This is a genomic window from Mycobacterium gordonae, from assembly GCF_017086405.1.
In the GTDB taxonomy this organism is placed as follows: domain Bacteria; phylum Actinomycetota; class Actinomycetes; order Mycobacteriales; family Mycobacteriaceae; genus Mycobacterium; species Mycobacterium gordonae_D.
Genome location: NZ_CP070973.1, coordinates 445,470 through 462,260, shown reverse-complemented (window position 1 = coordinate 462,260; position 16,791 = coordinate 445,470). Strand labels below are relative to the sequence as shown.

Here is a 16,791-nt window from a genome sequence, read left to right as displayed (position 1 = left end):
GACAGTAGTCCATAATTTTCGGCGGCTACCACGGCACTATTGTTGCGCCATGTCGCAGCGCGAGGACGTGTCGTTCATCTCCGGCTCGAATTCCCAGCAAGACCGGATCAGTGCCTGGTTGTACCGGCCCGCACCGGACGGCCCGGCACCCCTACTGGTGATGGCCCACGGGCTGGGCGCTGTGCGCACGATGCGGCTCGACGCCTACGCCGAGCGGTTCCGCGCGGCGGGTTACGCCTGCCTGGTGTTCGACTACCGCAACTTCGGCGACAGCGATGGCCAGCCACGTCAGCTGCTCGACATCGAGATGCAACTGGCCGACTGGGCCGCGGCCGTGAACTATGCGCGCACCCTGCCCGGCATCGACCGCAACCGAATCGCGTTGTGGGGCACGTCTTTCGGCGGCGGCCACGTGATCGAGTCGGCGGCCCGACTGCCCGGCATCGCCGCCGCCGTGGCACAGTGCCCGTTCACCGACGGCCTGGCGTCCATCAGCGCGATCAACCCGGTGACCGCCGCCCGCGTCACCGCGCTGGCGATACGGGACCTGCTCGGCGCCCGCCGGGGCAAGCCGCCGGTGATGATCCCAACCGCGGGCATGCCGGGCGAGGTCGCCGTAATGACGGCGCCCGATGCGTACGCGGGCTACCTGAGACTGGTGCCCGACGGTGTGGAACTGCGCAACGAAATCGCCGCCCGCATCGGGTTGAAGGTGCTGCTGTACCGGCCCGGTCGCAGCGCTGCCAAGATCGCCTGCCCCATCCTGTTCTGCGTCTGCGAAACCGACTCGGTCGCGCCCGCCGGACCGACGCTGCGTTATGCCGCCAAAGCGCCGCGCGGCGAAATCAAGACGTACCCCGAAGGCCATTTCGCCATCTACGTCGACGACGCATTCGAGCGCGTCGTCGCCGACCAGATCGCCTTTCTCGACAGGCATTTGCAGATCGCACGGAATTAAGTGCCCAAACGCCGGAATTCCCGGCCCCGCAGTTCTACTCTCTGGTTGATACCTAATACCCGCGGTTGCGGATAATGCGTGCCCGGCCGGGCTGGGGACCGGTCGACGGGAAGGACGGGGAGATGTCGTACCTGCTTACTGCCCCCGAGACGCTGGCGGCGGCGGCAACGGACGTGGACGGGATCGCCGCGACCCTGCACGCCGCCAACGCCGCCGCGGCCGGCCGGACGTCCGGACTGCTCGCCGCGGCCGGCGACGAGGTCTCGGCGGCAGTCGCGGACCTGTTCAACGCTTTTGGCGACGAGTACCAGGCCGTAGTCCAGCAGGCTTCGCTGTTCCAGAGCGACTTCACCAGGGCCCTGTCGAACGCCGCGAACGCCTACACGCAGGCCGAAGCCCTGAACGGGGCGCTGCTCAACGGAGTCCAGTCCCTGCTGGCCCAGCCCCCGACGGCCGCCGCGGCAGCGGCGACCCTGACCAATCCGATCACCGCGCTGATCATGGGCGGCACCAACGACCCGATTCCCAACGCCAAGTACCTCACCAACGTCTTCAACCGGTACATCAAGCCGCTCTACCCGCTGGCCAACCCTGTCGTGTTGCCCACCCCGGAGCAGTTCTGGCCAGTCACCCCGGACCTGGGCGACATGACTTACACCCAATCGGTCGCCAAGGGCGTGTCCATCCTCAACAACGCGATCAATGCTCAGCTCGCCCTGGGTAACGACGTCATGACGTTCGGTTATTCGCAGAGCGCCTCGATCATCAACAACTACATTGTCCAGCTCATGGCCAACGGCTCGCCGCACGTCGCCGACCTGTCCTTCATCCTGGCGGCCTCGGGCAACAACCCCAACGGTGGACTGCTGTCCCGCTTCCCCGGCTTCTATCTTCCGATCCTGGACGTGCCGTTCAACGGTGCGCTGCCGGCCGGGAACCCCTACGAGACCTACGTCTACACCGCGCAGTACGACGGCATCGCACACGTGCCGCAGTACCCACTGAATGTGCTCGCCGACATCAACGCGATCATGGGCTACTTCTATGTGCACGGCAGCTACCCGTTCGTTTCGGCGACCGATATGGCCAATGCGGTTCGGCTACCGACGTCGCCGGGTTACGCCGGCAACACGCAGTACTACATGTTCCTGACCCAGGACCTACCGTTGCTGCAGCCGATCCGGGATATCCCGTACGCCGGTCCGGTGCTCGCCGATCTCGTCCAGCCCCAGTTGCGGGTGATGGTCGACCTCGGCTACTCCGACTACGGATACGCTGACCTGCCCACCCCGGCCGGGCTGATCAACATCCCCAACCCGTTCAACGTCGCCTACTACCTCGCGAAGGGCACTTTGCAGGCACCGTACGGCGCTGCGGTGGAGATCGGCGTACAAGCCGGCCTCTGGGGACCCGAGTACTTCCCCACCGAATATCCATGGGTTCCGTCGACCAACCCCGGGCTGAATTTCTACTTCGGCCCGCAATTCAGCCAGCCTTCGGTGACCGCGCTGTCAGTACTCAGCGGCATCCTGGGGGACGTTTTGCACATCATCCCGCCGATCTTCAACTGACCAAGATCGCAGCATGCACCTGTTGACCGCGCCCGAATCGCTCGCGGCGGCAGCCGCAGACCTGAGCCGGATCGGCTCGAGAATGGAAGCCGCCTGTTCCGCGGCGGCGGTCGGGACCTCCGGGCTCGTGGCGGCGGCCGGCGACGAGGTATCGGCAGCGATTGCCGAAGTGTTCAGCGCATACGGCGACCAATACCGGTCGGCCGCACGACAGGCTGCCGAGTTTCACAGCGGGTTCACCGCCGCCCTGGCCGAGGCTGCCGGAAATTACGTGCAGGCGGAGTCGTGCAATGCCACCCTGCTGATCGACGCGGCCCAGTCGGTGCTGGGGCCCCGTCCCCCTGCTGCCCCGACGGGCACCTCGGGTGGCGGCGGGGGAGCGCTGAGCATCGCGCCGTCCGCGCTGCTGGCAAACCCGGTGACCGCATTGATCATGAGCGGCACCAGCAATCCGACCCCGTCGCTGAGGTACATCAACGAGATCAACACCAAGTACATTCAGCCGTCCTTTGCGGGTGCGATTCCGCAGGGCCTCACGACGCCCGAGCAACTGTGGCCGCTGACGCCGCGAATAGGTGACCTGACGTTCAACCAATCGGTTGCCGAGGGCGTGACGATTCTCGACAACGCGATCAGGGCCGAGTTGCTCAGCGGCAACGATGTGGTGGCGTTCGGATTTTCACAGAGCGCGTCCATCGTCCATAACGAGATCGTCAATCTGATGGCCGCGGGAGCGCCATATCCGAATGATCTGGCTTTCATGATGATCGGTTCGCCCAACAATCCCGGCGGCGGCATCCTCGCCCGCTTCCCCGGCTTCTACATCCCGATCATGGATGTGTCGTTCACCGGTGCGACGCCCGCCAACACGCCGTATCCAACCACCATCTATACGGCCCAGTACGACGGCGTCGCCCATGTTCCGCAGTACCCGCTCAACGTCCTGGCCGACATCAACGCGATGCTGGGCTACTTCTACGTGCACAACGTCTACCCGACGGTCACCCCGGCCGAACTGGCCAACGCGGTACCGCTGCCGACTTCGCCGGGCTACGCCGGCTACACCCAGTACTACATGCTCTTGACCCAGGATCTGCCCCTCGTGCAGCCCATTCGCGACATCCCCTACGTCGGACAGCCGTTGGCGAACCTGGTCCAACCGTCACTGCGGGTCCTGGTGGACCTGGGTTACGCCGACTACGGGGTGGGCGCCAACTACGCCGACATACCGACTCCGGCCGGGTTGCTGTCGGTCCCCAACCCATTAACCGTCTCCTACTACCTGCTCAAGGGAGCGGTGCAGGGACCGTACGGCGCTGTGGTGTCGATCGGCGAGGAGGCCGGTTTTTGGGGTCCGCAGTACTACCCGGACAGCTATCCGTGGGTGCCGTCGGTCAACCCGGGCCTCAACGTCTTCATCGGGCAACCGCAGGTGACCGCGCTGTCATTGCTCAGCGGCGCTCTCGGGGATGCGCTGCGCATCATCCCGCCGATCTTCAACTGACCGATCACGGTCCCAAGGGCGCGGTGGTGCGGATCGCCTCATCGCGAATGAGTCCACGCAGCAGCGCGGTGCTGAACTCGGCCGCGATCTCCTTGGCCGAGCGGCGTCCGCTCGGTCGCAGCCAGCGGTAGCTGCCGAGCGTCATTCCGATGTAGCCCAGCGCCACCACGTGCGAGTCGCACTCGTAGAACTCGCCGCTGGCGATACCGCGGTCGATCAAGCCGTGCACGTGCTCGTAGACCTGGGCTTCCTTCTCACGAACCTCGGCCACCTGTTCTGCGGTGAACCATTCGGTGATGTAGGGCTGCTCCTGGAAGTAGACGGCGGCGCGCTCGGGATTGCCCGCGATGCCCGTCAGGAGCCGGACGGTGTACTGGTAGAGCGCCTCGCGGGCGGTCCAGGAGGGATCGTCGTGCACGGCGGCCAGCGTTCCCTCGGCAGCTTGGCGGTAGATGTCGAACAGGATCAGCGCCTTGCTCGCGTAGTAGTGGTAGACCGTCGCCTTGTTCAAGCCGATCACATCGGCGACGTCGTCCATCCGGGTGCCGTGGTAGCCGCGGGCGGCGAACAGTTTGGTGGCGACGGCCAGCAACTCCTCACGGCGGGTCAGGCCACTTCCGGATGCCATCTGTACTCACCCTCGTCGCTGCCGGCAGGGCGCGAAAGGCCCCCACCCGACTGATTATCAATCAACTAGTTGGACAGTTTAGGCAAGGCCGTGCCTGTCGCACCGACGCGGATAGGACTAGACTCGCCACACAGACCCAGTGGGGGGGTCGATCAGCAGTCGAGAGGTGGAGTGATGGACCCGAGTCCTGACTACGACGCGAGCGACGAGATCGAGTTTTTCTTCAGCTATCTCACCTGGGGCCTGCGCGGCGTCGAGTCCGGAAACGGATATCCGCCGCCCAGTTACCCGCCGGTCTAACCGCGGATCACCACAGCGGAAAATCCACCCCGTACTCGGATGCCGGGCGCGGCCCGAACAGTCGGCGGTCGGCTTCCTTGATGGCGACGTCGTTGATGCTGGCTTCGCGCCGCGCCATCAGCCCGTCTTCGGCGAACTCCCACAATTCATTGCCGTAACTGCGAAACCACCTGCCGCCGCTGTCGTGGCATTCGTACTGGAAGCGCACCGCGATGCGGTTGTCGTGAAAACTCCACAGCACTTTCCGTAGCGAATAGTCGAGTTCGCGTTGCCACTTGCGGGTCAGGAAGGCGACGATCGCCGGCCGGCCGACGATGTGCTCGTCGCGGTTTCGCCACTGTGAGTCGACCGTGTAGGCCAGGCTCACCCGTTCGGGATCGCAGGTGTTCCAAGCGTCTTCGGCGGCTTGAACCTTCTGCACCGCCGATTCCCGGGTGAACGGGGGAAACGGGGGGCGGGATTGCGTCATACCGGGTGTCCTATCGTGGCGGTCATGGACTTCGCGATGTCGGCCAAAGCCAGCGACTACCACAAACGACTGTCCGACTTCATGACCGAACACGTCTTTCCGGCGGAGGCCGACTACGACAAGTATCGCCAGGAGGCCGGGCCGAACGACTTCACGGTGCCGCCGGTGATCGAGGAACTGAAGGTCACGGCGAAAGAGCGCGGCCTGTGGAACCTCTTCCTGCCGGCCGAATCCGGACTGACCAACCTGGAATACGCGCCGCTGGCCGAACTGACCGGCTGGAGCCTCGAGATCGCACCGGAGGCGCTCAACTGCGCGGCCCCGGACACCGGAAACATGGAGACCCTGCACCTGTTCGCCACCGAACCACAGCGCAAGCAGTGGCTGGAACCGTTGCTGAACGGCGAGATCCGCAGCGCCTTCTCGATGACCGAGCCGGCGGTCGCCAGCAGCGACGCGCGCAACATCGAGACCTCGATCGTGCGCGACGGGGCCGACTACGTGATCAACGGCCGGAAATGGTGGACCTCTGGGGCAGCGGATCCGCGCTGCAAAATCCTCATCGTCATGGGCCGCACCAATCCCGATGCGGCCAGCCACCAGCAGCAGTCCATGATCCTGGTGCCGATGGACACTCCGGGGGTCACCGTCGTCCGTTCCACCCCGGTGTTCGGCTGGCAGGATCAGCACGGACACTGCGAGATCGTCTACGACAACGTCCGGGTACCGGCCACCAACCTGCTCGGCGAAGAGGGCTCCGGTTTCGCCATCGCCCAGGCGCGCCTGGGACCGGGCCGCATCCACCACTGCATGCGGGCCCTCGGTGGCGCCGAGCGTGCGTTGGCACTGCTGGTCAGCCGGGCCAACAACCGGATCGCCTTCGGCCGGCCGCTAGCCGACCAGGGCCTGGTGCAACACGCGGTTGCCAAGTCCCGCAACGAGATTGACCAAGCCAGGCTGCTGTGTGAGAAGGCGGCATGGACCATCGACAAGCACGGCAACAAGGCCGCGCATCTACTGGTCTCGCAGATCAAGGCGGTGGCGCCGCAAGTGGCCTGCGACGTCATCGACCGCGCCATCCAGGTGCACGGTGCGGCCGGGGTCAGCGACGACACCGTGCTGGCCCGGCTCTACGGCTGGCACCGCGCGATGCGGATCTTCGACGGTCCCGACGAGGTGCACATGCGCACCATCGCGCGGTCCGAGTTGGGCCGGGAGCAGTCCGCGCTCGCCGCGGCGGTCACCAGTCATGGCTGAGGTATCCCGAGAACTGCCCGGCGCGTGGAACTTTCGCGACGTCGCCGAACGGACGCCGGCGCTGCGACCCGGGCGACTGTTCCGGTCCAGCGAGTTGAGCGGACTGGACGACGACGGCCGCGCGGTGCTGCGCCGGTTGGGTATAACCGACGTCGCCGATCTGCGTTCCACTCGCGAGGTCACCCGGCGCGGCCCCGGGCGGGTGCCCGACGGCATCGACATCCACCTGTTGCCTTTCCCGGATCTCGCCGACGACCAGTCCGGGTCCGACGACCCGGAAAGCAATGAAGCCCCGCACGAAAGCGCGTTCAAGCGGTTGATGACCGAAGGCGAAGCCGACCAGTCCGAAGCGGCCATCGAAGCGAATGCCGTCCGCTACATGACCGAGGAGTACCGCGAATTCCCCACCCGCAACGGCGCCCAACGCGCGGTGCACCGGGTGTTCACGCTGTTGGGCGCCGGCCGCCCGGTGCTCACTCATTGCTTCGCCGGCAAGGACCGCACCGGTTTCGTGGTCGCGACGGTGCTGGAAGCGGCCGGACTCGACCGAGACGTCATCGTCGCCGACTATCTGCGCAGCAACGAAGCCGTACCGCAACTCCGGCGGCAGATCACCGAGATGATAGCGCAGCGCTCCGACGTCGAACTGACACCCGAGGTTGAGACCTTCACCAAGGCGCGGCTGTCCGACGGAGTTCTCGGGGTCCGTGCCGAATACCTTTGGGCAGCTTGGCAAACGATCGACGAGTCGTTCGGATCGCTGGACGCCTACCTGTGCGACGCGGGTATCACCGAGACCGATGTGGCGCGGCTGCGAAACGCTCTACTCGGTTGATACACCATAGGTTCTATGAGTCGGGCCAAAGGCCAGACACCGCAGCGGAATCGTTCTACCCTCACGTGAGTGTCCTACGTATTTGCGCAGCCGCCGGCGCTGGCTGCGGCAGCGACGGAGTTGTCCGGCCTCGGCACGGCGATCGGTGAGGCTGCCGCAGCGGCGGCTGCCCCCACGACAGGTCTGCTGACGGCGGCCGCCGACGAGGTGTCGACGGCGATTGCCAACCTCTTCGGTGTGTACGGCCAGGAATTTCAATCGGTCAGCGCGCGGCTCGGCACGCTGTACCAGGGTCTGGTGCAGAACCTGAACTCCACGATCGACTACTACGTCAATGCCGAGGCGATCAACACGGCTCAGCTGGTACAGAGCGCGACGGTCGGACTTCAGCTGCCGGACACCCCGCCGGTGTTCCCGCCGTTCACCGGAGACACTTTCTCAATTGCCATGGGCGGCACTGGAACTCCGATTCCCGGACCCACCTACCTCAACGCCGTCAATGGACTCTTCATCCTGCCCAACTCGCCGATCGGCACCGTCTTGACGTCGCTGGTCACCCCCGAGCAGCTATACCCGATCACCGGTGTGCGGTCCTTGATCTTCGCCTCCTCGGTGCAGCAGGGTTTGCAGATCCTCAACACCGCGGTGATGGATCAGATCACCGCCGGCAACCATGCTGTCGTTTTCGGTTACTCGCAGAGCGCAGTCATCTCATCGCTGTTGATGCAGTACTACATGAGTCTTCCGCCGGGCTATGCGCCACCTTTCGACGCGCTCAGTTTCGTGCTGATCGGCAACGAGATGAACCCCAATGGCGGAATCCTGGCCCGCATCCCGGGACTGGACATCTCGAGCGTGGGCCTGCCCTTCTACGGCGCAATGCCGAATACGCCGTACCAGACGACCACCTACACGCTCCAATACGACGGCTTCGCCGACTTCCCGCGCTACCCGCTCAACATCGTGTCGGACATCAATGCCGTCTTCGGCATCCTGACAGTTCACACCACCTACGCCGACCTCACACCTGCTCAGATCCAGTCGGCCACATTGTTGCCGACCACGGGCGCCACCACCAACAAGTGGTACATGATCGACCACCCGAACCTGCCACTGCTGGACCCGGTGCGGGCCATCCCGGTCATCGGCGAACCCATTGCGGCACTGGTACAGCCGAATCTGAAGGTGATCGTCAACCTCGGTTACGGCGACCCCAATTTCGGCTACTCCACCAGCCCGGCCGACGTACCCACACCGTTCGGCCTTTTCCCGGACGTGCCCCTGGGGGTCATCGTCGACGCGCTGGCGAGGGGCACCCAGCAAGGGATCAACGACTTCCTCGCTGTCGCACCGCGTGCTCTGACGAGTGCCCCGGTGATACAACCGCCCTCGTTCCCACCGCTGATCCAGGCCTACCTGCCGCCGCCGACCCAGGTGCTACCGCCGACACCGGTCAATATCGCCAATACGTTTGCGTCAGTGGTCTCCACGGGCTACTCGGTGCTGCTTCCGACGGCAGACCTGGTGACCGCCTTTGCGACCACCATGCCCGCCTACGACTTGACGCTGTTCGTGAGCCAACTCGCCCAGGGCAACATCAAGGGCGCGATCGAACTCCCGCTCGCGGCCACCGCCGGCCTGGCCGCGCTGGGCGGCATGATCGAGTTCATCGCGGTGGTGGAAGCCGCCGCGGACATCGTTCAGGACTTGCAGAGCATCGGTTTGTAGCTGGGCGCGATGACCTATGTGAGCGCGCAGCCGCAGATCATGGCTACCGCGGTGGCCGACCTGGAGGGAATCGGTTCGGCGATCACTGCGGCAGGCGCTGCCGCGGCCACGCCGACGTCGACCCTGTTGGCTGCCGCCGCCGACGAGGTGTCGGCGGCCGTCGCGCGGGTCTTCGACACCTACGGCGCGCAATGCCAAGTTACCCTCTCCCAGCTCGCGGCATTTCACGCCGAGTTCGGCCGGGTGCTGACCGCAGCCGGATTGGCCTACACCGAGAACGAAGTCACCAACGCCGCAACGATCGCCGCTACTCCGCTGGCGGGGCCGACCGTCAGCCTGATCATGGGCGGCAGCGGAACTCCGCTGCCGCCACCAAAATTCGTCAACGGCGTGCTGAATTACATCAGCACCCAGTTCGGTACCACGACCGCCCAGGTCCTGTACACGCCTGAGCAGCTGTATCCGCTGACCGGCGCCAAGAGCCTGCCGCTCAACGCCTCGGTGAGCCAGGGCGTCGCGATGCTGCACGAAGCCATCCTGGGCGAAATCGGCAATGGCAACAGTGTTGTCGCGCTTGGGTATTCGCAGAGCGCCATCCTCGCCTCAATCGAGATGCGCCACCTCGCCGCCATGCCGGGCGCACCCGCTGCCGATCAACTCGGCTTTGTGCTGCTGGCAAATCCGATGAACCCCAACGGCGGCCTGCTCTCCCGCTTCACCGGATTGACCCTGCCGAGCATCGGGCTGGACTTCTTTGGCGCCACACCGTCCGACACGATCTACCCCACCAGCATCTACACCTATGAATACGACGGTTTCGCCGACTTCCCGCGCTATCCGCTCAACGTCGTCGCTGACCTGAACGCCATCGCGGGCATCGCACTGGTGCACAGTAAGACGCCCTATGTCAACATCGACTCATTGCCATCGGGCGACCTGGTACAGCTGCCGACATCGCCGGGCTACACCGGCAATACGACGTATTACCTGATCCGCAACCATCACCTCCCGCTGCTCACTCCGGTCCGGGCAATACCCGTGGTGGGTAACCCGCTGGCAGATCTCCTGGAGCCGAACCTGAGAACGATCGTCAACCTGGGATACGGCGACCCCAACTACGGTTACTCGACCACCGCCGCGGATGTGCCCACCCCATTTGGGTTGTTCCCACCGGTGGATCCGGTCCGGCTCACCGGCACCCTGACGTTGGGCACTCAGCACGGATTGACTACTGCCGCAAACAATCTCATTACACCCCCAGCCCTGGGCGAACTCGACGTGTCCGCGCTGGGCCTTTTTCAGTCGTATCGCCCACTGCCCGCGCCCTCGCCTGAACTCTTCACCGTTCCGACGTCGGTACCCGGGTTCGTCGGCAATATCCAGGCGGCCAATACCTACCTCGCTGACACGATCACGACGGTGACCTCGCAGACCTACGCAGTCCTTCTTCCCACCGCCGATCTGCTCAACGCAGGTGCCACCTCGTTACCGTCGTACAGCGTCAACCTGTTCCTCGACGGCATTGAGCAGGCAGTCGAGGGCGACCCGATGGGACTGGTCAACGCGATCGGGCGACCGATCGCTGCGAGCACGGCGTTGCTGAGTGCGGGACTGGGCTTGGAGGCCTTGGTCGTCATGGGCGCACTGGTCAAAGACTTTTAATGATTCCCAAATGTATTGCCGCGAGCGTTATTAGGCAATTGTCAAAGAATTCGAATTGCTGACAAGCGCACCGGCATAGCCATAAGCTCGCTTCTGGAACTGACCATTTCTATGGTCACAGGGGTAAGGGGTGGGCATCGTCGTCTCTGCGGGCGAATCCGGGGACCATCAGTTCGGTCGTATCCACGGCCATCGCGCAATTCTTCGGCGCGTATCACGCCAGGTGACTACTGCCGTTCAACTGCCCACTTCGCCCGTCGACACCGAGAACGCCGAGAACGCCGAGAACGCCGAGAACGCCGAGAACGCCGAGAGGTCCTACTACTAACTATTCCCTACTCCAAGGCGACCTCACAGAAGGTCAGCGATATCCGGGCCCTCACTCCCTGACGCCGGCAGCGGCGCTCCTCGATGGCACGAAAACCGGGACAGACTCGGCGGCCACGTCATACGCTGACGGCCAATCTGACCTATACCACCGTGCTCTACGGGGGAAGAGACGCCAATGACGAATCTGCTTGTCGCGCCACAGGTCATCACGACAGCAGTCGCTGACATCGAGAACATCGGATCGACGGTCACTGCGGCGAGCGCAGCCGCAGCGGCGCCGACCACCGGCCTGCTCGCCGCGGCCGCCGATGAGGTGTCGGCCGCCATCGCGAACCTGTTCGGCACGCATGGGCAGGAGTTTCAGGCCCTCGTCGGGCAGGTCGAAGCGTTTCAGACAACGTTTCAACAAACCCTTGCCGCCGCGGCGAACGCCTACGTGCAAACGGAGAGCGCAGCATCGGCGATGCTCAGCGGGGCGCTGCACGCAACCGCCGCACCGGCGGCGGGGATCCCGCCGTTCCCCGCCAACCTCACCTCGTTGTTCGTCGGCCCGACAGGTGTGCCCATCCCGTCGGAGGCGTATGTCCTCAAGGCGAACGAACTGTATGTCCGGTCCCTCAACACCCTGCAGGCGCTGTACACACCCGAGAACCTGTACCCGATCACCGGCGTCAAGAGCATGACCCTCAACCAGTCGGTAGCCGAGGGCCTGGTGATCATGGACAACGCGATCCATAGTCAGTTGGCCATTCCCGGCAACACGCTCACCATTTTCGGGTATTCGCAGAGCGCCATCATCGCCTCACTGGAGATGCAGAAGCTCGCCGCCATGGGGTCGCCCTATCAGGGGCAGCTCAATTTCGTGCTCGTCGGGAATGAAATGAACCCCAACGGGGGTATGCTCGCGCGGTTCCCAGGCCTGACGCTGCCGACCCTGGGTCTGTCGTTCTACGGTGGCACACCCTCGGACACGCTCTACCCGACGGCCATCTACACGCAGGAGTACGACGGGTTCGCCGACTTCCCGCGGTATCCCATCAACTTCATCTCCGATCTCAACGCGGTGATGGGAATCGCCACGGTGCACGTCAAGTATCTCGATCTCACTCCGGCGCAGGTCGATAACGCCATCAAGTTGCCGACGTCACCGGGCTATAACGGTGTCACCGATTACTACATGATCCCGACCGAGAACCTGCCCCTGCTGGCACCGCTGCGCGCGATTCCGGTCATCGGCAATCCCCTTGCCGCCCTTGTCGAACCGAACTTGGAAGTGATCGTCAACTTGGGTTACGGCGACCCGTACCACGGATACTCCACGAGCCCGGCGGACGTGCGTACCCCGTTCGGGTTGTTCCCGGACGTCAGCCCCGGCACGGTCATCGAGGCCTTCGCCGCCGGAACTCAACAAGGAATTCACGACTTCGGTACCGAGATGCAAGCGCTGGCCGCGCAGCCCATCACGTTCCCGTCATTCGCCCCGCCACAGCCCGCAGACCTGCTGGCGAAGTTGGCCGCCCTGCCGTCGCCGGAAAAGGTCGTCAACACCGCCGCCACCGTCATCTCGACCGACTACGCCGTCCTGCTTCCCACCGCGGACACCGCACTCGCCTTCGCCACCACACTGCCGCTGTACAACTCTCAGCTCTTTTTGAGCCAGCTCGCGCAGGGCAACCTCATCAACGCGATCGGATACCCGATCGCCGCCGACGTGGGGCTCATCACCATCGCGGGCATCGTCGAATTCCTCGTCATCGCAAAGGCGATCTCGGAGAACATCAAGGACATCAGCGCCCTCATTCCCTGAGCTCAGGGCCGGATGACGTAAACGCCAGACAGTTTCCGAACGTCCCTCTACGCTTGCGCAAAGCGTTCGCGGGGTCGCGGGGAAGGAATTGTGTTGATGTCGTTCTTGATGGCTGAGCCACAGATTGTGATGGCGGCGGCCGCCGACATCGAAGGAATCGGAGCCGCGCTCACCGCGGCCAGCGCCGCCGCGGCTGCACCGACATCGGGCCTGCTGGCCGCGGCGGGTGACGAGGTGTCGGCCGCCATCGCGAACCTGTTCGGGACATTCGGACGCGAATACCAAGACGTGGTAACGCAATTCGAGGCATTCCACGACGAGTTCCAGCGGACGCTGGCCAGCGCGGGGGCCGCCTACGTGCAGGCCGAGACGGCCGCAGCCGCAACCCTGGGCGCAGCGTTCACCCCGCCGGCCCAGGCGGCGACCGCGGCCGCGATCCCGTGGGTGCCCAACGATATTTCGTTGGTCATGAGCGGCACCGGCGTTCCGATCGTCACGGCGGACTTCCTGCAAAACGCGAACAAATACATCGGCACAACCCTTGCGACGTTACGAGGGTTGAATACGCCCGAAGAGCTCTACCCGCTGACCGGCGTCCGCAGTCTGTACTTCAACAAGTCGGTCCAGATCGGGCTGACCACGCTGGACAACGCGGTGTTCCAGGAGATCGCCGGCGGCAATTCGGTCACCGTCTTCGGCGTCTCGCAGAGCGCCGTCATCTCCTCGCTGTACATGCGCAATCTCGCGGCCGGCTTGTCGAACTTCGGCGCCACCCCTCCCCCGGCGAACATGTTGAACTTCGTCCTGACCGGTAACGAGATGAACCCCAACGGCGGCCTACTGTCCCGGTTCCCTGGCCTGGTCATGTCGAGCCTCGGCCTGGAGTTCTACGGCTCCACCCCGTCGGACACCATCTACCCGGTCCGCAATTACACGCTGGAATACGACGGCTTCGCCGACTTCCCCCGGTACCCACTCAACCTCATCTCCGACCTGAACGCGGTAGCGGGCATTATTTACGTCCATCCCCAGTATTTGAACCTGACGCCGGCGCAGATCGGTGCCGCCATTCCCCTGACGCCGTCACCCGGCTACACCGGCAACACCGAGTACTTCATCCTGCCGACTGAGCAGCTGCCGCTGCTGCAACCGCTGCGAGCAATTCCCGTCATCGGAAATCCGTTGGCGAACTTGATCGAGCCGGTCACGAGGGTGACGGTCAATCTCGGCTATGGCGATCCGAACTACGGCTACTCCACGAGTCCTCCGGACATCCCGACGCCGATCGGTGTGTTCCCCGACGTCGCCCCGGGCATCGTGTTGAACGCCTACGCCGCCGGAATCGAGCAGGGCATTCAGGACTTCAGCGCCGACCTGCAAGCCATGGCGAGCCAACCGGTCACCGCGCCGACATTCGCGCTACCAACGCCGACCGAGGTCGGGGCCAAGCTGGCCGCGTTACCGACGCCACAAGAGATTGCCAACACGGTGGGGGCGATCGCCTCGACCAACTACGCCGTCTTGCTACCCACCGCCGACATCGCGACCTCGTTGGTGACCTCGCTACCCGCGTACAACCTCGCTCTATTCAGCCAAGGACTGGCCCAGGGCAACCTGATCGACGCGATCGGACTACCAATCGCCGCCGATGTCGGGTTGGCCACGGTGGCCGGCGCGGTGGAGTTCCTGGTGCTCACCGAAGCGGTGCTCAACACCCTGAAGGATATTCAGTCGCTGATCCCCTGAGACTGACCGTCCCAAGAATATTCAGCTCGCAAAAGCACTATGCGGATCGCGCGGCCGTTCTAGTCTTGACATCGGCCGAATCCTCCGATTTTCGGCTGCGCTGTAATTGTTTGGTCGTGAAGGGATTTGCACGATGTCGTACTTGACGACGCAACCGCAACTGATCAGTGCCGCCGCCGAGAACCTCGCCGGAATACGGGCGGCACTCACCGAGGCCAGCGCGGCCGCCGCGGGTCCGACCACCGGCCTGGCCGCCGCCGCGGCCGACGAGATCTCGGCGGCCGCGGCGCAGCTGTTCGGCACGTTCGGTGAGGAGTACCAGCAGGTAATCGGGCAAGCAGCGCTGTTCCACGGGGAATTTAACCGCGCCCTGGCGGCGGCCAGCCTTGCCTACGCCGAAGTCGAGATCGCGAACGCGGCGCAGGTCCTCGGCGGAGCGGGCGCGCTCAGCGCGGCTGCCTCGCCGATCGAAGCCCTGCTGGCTCCGGTGCTTGCTCCCCTGCAGCCGTTGCTCGCGCCGATCCAGTCGCTGTTCGCGCCGTTGTTCGGGGCACCCGCGACGACGGGCGGCGGCACGGTAATCCCGGTCGTACCGCCCTCGGGTTTCACCTACACCCAGGCGTTGATCATGGCAGGTAGCGGCACGCCGATACCGCCGCCGTCCTACCTGACCGACATTCGTCCTTGGATCACAGCCGCTTTCGGGGTGACCAATCCGCTGTCGATACCACTCAACACTCCCGAGGGTTTGTATCCCCTCACGGCGATCAAGGACCTGACCCTTCAGGTCTCGGTCGACCGTGGCGTCGAGATCCTGGACAATGCCTTGTTCGGGCCCACCGGCCTGATCGCGCAAGGACAGACCGTTGCCGTTCTCGGCTACTCCCAAAGTGCCGTCATCTCGTCGCTCGAGTTGCGCAACCTCATTGCGGCCGGCAGTCCCAATACCGCCGACATCAGTTTCACGCTGCTGGGCAACCCGATGAACCCGAACGGTGGCCTGCTGGCACGCTTCCCCGGTCTGTCCCTGCCGGCCATCGGCCTGGATTTCTACGGCGCTCAACCGACCGGCTCCGGTTACCCGGTCAACACTTTCACGCTGCAGTACGACGGCTATGCCGACTTCCCGAAGTACCCGATCAACTTCCTGGCGGACCTCAACGCGTTCCTTGGCATCCAGACGGTGCACGGCGACTACCCCGACCTGAACCCGAACGCGCTGCCCCCCGGCTACAGCCTCGTCGAACTGCCGGTCTCACCCGGCAACAACGGCCTGGACAGGTACTACATGATCACCCAGCCCGGTCTGCCGCTGCTGTCGCCCATCAGGGCGATCCCGGTGATCGGAGCACCGCTGGCAGCCTTGGTAGAACCGAACCTGACGTACCTGGTCAACTGGGGCTACGGCGACCCGCGCTTCGGATACAACACCGGTTACGCCGATGTGGCCACCTCGTTCGAAGTGCTCCCGCCGATCCCGCCCAACTTCTTCGGCGACCAGATAGCCCTTGCCGGGCAGGGTGTCAACGACTTCACGCAGGCCGTCGGCGCCATGAATTTACCGTCGGCGGCCAGCCTGGCTGCCCTGCTGCCGGCTGGCGGCACCGGCGGGCTGTCACTACCGTTCTCGCTGCCGGGTGCGACTGCCTCCCCGGTCGACGGCTTCTTCGACGCTCTCAGGTCGGCGAACACAAACTTCACCACCGCGATCACGAGTGCCGCCGCCGACACCTACGCCGTCGCCCTGCCGACAGCGGACATCGTGAACACGTTGCTGACCACGGTGCCGTCGTACAACCTGAACCTGTTCCTGGACGGGATCGAGCAGGCCGTCAACGGTGACCCGGTGGGCTTGTTCAACGCCATCGGCAAGCCGATCGCCGCGGACGTCGCGATCGGCACGCTGGCCGTCGGCTTCGAGTTCATTGTTCTCACCGACGCCATCGGCAATGTGATCGGCGATCTGACCGGCGCCAGCTAAGGCGAAGGTCGTTGT

Annotated in this window: 13 protein-coding genes; 11 read left to right on the top strand and 2 right to left on the bottom strand. The window is 64.5% G+C overall.

The window, feature by feature from the left end; all coding sequences use genetic code 11:
• Window positions 1-49 precede the first annotated feature (49 nt).
• From JX552_RS02100 to JX552_RS02090, 3 genes are all read left to right on the top strand, one after another.
• On the top strand, window positions 50-958 hold the full coding sequence (locus JX552_RS02100; protein ID WP_205875869.1) for an alpha/beta hydrolase: 909 nt from the start codon (window positions 50-52) through the stop codon (window positions 956-958).
• 122 nt (window positions 959-1,080) lie between these two features.
• The gene (locus JX552_RS02095; RefSeq protein ID WP_205875868.1) at window positions 1,081-2,529 is read left to right on the top strand and encodes a PE family protein; all 1,449 of its coding nucleotides are present in this window, start codon (window positions 1,081-1,083) and stop codon (window positions 2,527-2,529) included.
• A 13-nt stretch (window positions 2,530-2,542) separates the two neighbouring features.
• On the top strand, window positions 2,543-4,033 hold the full coding sequence (locus JX552_RS02090) for a PE family protein (RefSeq protein WP_205875867.1): 1,491 nt from the start codon (window positions 2,543-2,545) through the stop codon (window positions 4,031-4,033).
• Between the two features lie 4 nt (window positions 4,034-4,037).
• Here JX552_RS02090 and JX552_RS02085 read toward each other — a convergent pair whose 3' ends face one another.
• Window positions 4,038-4,661: a TetR/AcrR family transcriptional regulator gene (locus JX552_RS02085; RefSeq protein ID WP_205875866.1), complete on the bottom strand. Its 624-nt coding sequence runs from the start codon at window positions 4,659-4,661 to the stop codon at window positions 4,038-4,040.
• 171 nt (window positions 4,662-4,832) lie between these two features.
• Between JX552_RS02085 and JX552_RS02080 the strand changes: the two genes are divergently transcribed.
• A complete protein-coding gene (locus JX552_RS02080; protein WP_205875865.1) occupies window positions 4,833-4,961 on the top strand; it encodes a hypothetical protein in 129 nt (42 codons plus the stop codon).
• Between the two features lie 7 nt (window positions 4,962-4,968).
• On the opposite strand, the gene JX552_RS02075 is transcribed toward JX552_RS02080, so the two are convergent.
• Window positions 4,969-5,430: a nuclear transport factor 2 family protein gene (locus JX552_RS02075; RefSeq protein ID WP_205875864.1), complete on the bottom strand. Its 462-nt coding sequence runs from the start codon at window positions 5,428-5,430 to the stop codon at window positions 4,969-4,971.
• 36 nt (window positions 5,431-5,466) lie between these two features.
• Here JX552_RS02075 and JX552_RS02070 point away from each other — a divergent pair, with 36 nt between their 5' ends.
• From JX552_RS02070 to JX552_RS02040, 7 genes are all read left to right on the top strand, one after another.
• Window positions 5,467-6,687, top strand: a complete 1,221-nt coding sequence (locus JX552_RS02070) for an acyl-CoA dehydrogenase family protein (protein WP_205878163.1) — start codon at window positions 5,467-5,469, stop codon at window positions 6,685-6,687.
• Window positions 6,680-7,522: a tyrosine-protein phosphatase gene (locus JX552_RS02065; RefSeq protein WP_205875863.1), complete on the top strand. Its 843-nt coding sequence runs from the start codon at window positions 6,680-6,682 to the stop codon at window positions 7,520-7,522. Before JX552_RS02070 ends, JX552_RS02065 begins: the two co-directional genes overlap by 8 nt.
• 69 nt (window positions 7,523-7,591) lie before the next feature.
• The gene (locus tag JX552_RS02060; protein ID WP_205875862.1) at window positions 7,592-9,250 is read left to right on the top strand and encodes a PE family protein; all 1,659 of its coding nucleotides are present in this window, start codon (window positions 7,592-7,594) and stop codon (window positions 9,248-9,250) included.
• A 9-nt stretch (window positions 9,251-9,259) separates the two neighbouring features.
• Window positions 9,260-10,912, top strand: coding sequence for a PE family protein (locus JX552_RS02055; RefSeq protein WP_205875861.1), 1,653 nt, complete (start codon window positions 9,260-9,262; stop codon window positions 10,910-10,912).
• Window positions 10,913-11,417: 505 nt separating this feature from the next.
• Window positions 11,418-13,049 carry a PE family protein gene (locus JX552_RS02050; RefSeq protein ID WP_205875860.1) on the top strand — a complete coding sequence of 544 codons (1,632 nt, stop codon included), beginning with the start codon at window positions 11,418-11,420 and terminating at the stop codon, window positions 13,047-13,049.
• A gap of 96 nt (window positions 13,050-13,145) precedes the next feature.
• A complete protein-coding gene (locus tag JX552_RS02045) occupies window positions 13,146-14,795 on the top strand; it encodes a PE family protein (RefSeq protein WP_205875859.1) in 1,650 nt (549 codons plus the stop codon).
• Between the two features lie 133 nt (window positions 14,796-14,928).
• The gene (locus JX552_RS02040) at window positions 14,929-16,776 is read left to right on the top strand and encodes a PE-PPE domain-containing protein (protein WP_205875858.1); all 1,848 of its coding nucleotides are present in this window, start codon (window positions 14,929-14,931) and stop codon (window positions 16,774-16,776) included.
• Window positions 16,777-16,791 lie beyond the last annotated feature (15 nt).

Bases quoted from the DNA above. Each gene is read 5' to 3' on its own strand.
- JX552_RS02100 (WP_205875869.1), top strand. From the start codon at position 50: ATGTCGCAGCGCGAGGACGTGTCGTTCATCTCCGGCTCGAATTCCCAG.
- JX552_RS02095 (WP_205875868.1), top strand. From the start codon at position 1,081: ATGTCGTACCTGCTTACTGCCCCCGAGACGCTGGCGGCGGCGGCAACG.
- JX552_RS02090 (WP_205875867.1), top strand. From the start codon at position 2,543: ATGCACCTGTTGACCGCGCCCGAATCGCTCGCGGCGGCAGCCGCAGAC.
- JX552_RS02085 (WP_205875866.1), bottom strand. From the start codon at position 4,661: ATGGCATCCGGAAGTGGCCTGACCCGCCGTGAGGAGTTGCTGGCCGTC.
- JX552_RS02075 (WP_205875864.1), bottom strand. From the start codon at position 5,430: ATGACGCAATCCCGCCCCCCGTTTCCCCCGTTCACCCGGGAATCGGCG.
- JX552_RS02070 (WP_205878163.1), top strand. From the start codon at position 5,467: ATGTCGGCCAAAGCCAGCGACTACCACAAACGACTGTCCGACTTCATG.
- JX552_RS02065 (WP_205875863.1), top strand. From the start codon at position 6,680: ATGGCTGAGGTATCCCGAGAACTGCCCGGCGCGTGGAACTTTCGCGAC.
- JX552_RS02055 (WP_205875861.1), top strand. From the start codon at position 9,260: ATGACCTATGTGAGCGCGCAGCCGCAGATCATGGCTACCGCGGTGGCC.
- JX552_RS02050 (WP_205875860.1), top strand. From the start codon at position 11,418: ATGACGAATCTGCTTGTCGCGCCACAGGTCATCACGACAGCAGTCGCT.
- JX552_RS02045 (WP_205875859.1), top strand. From the start codon at position 13,146: ATGTCGTTCTTGATGGCTGAGCCACAGATTGTGATGGCGGCGGCCGCC.
- JX552_RS02040 (WP_205875858.1), top strand. From the start codon at position 14,929: ATGTCGTACTTGACGACGCAACCGCAACTGATCAGTGCCGCCGCCGAG.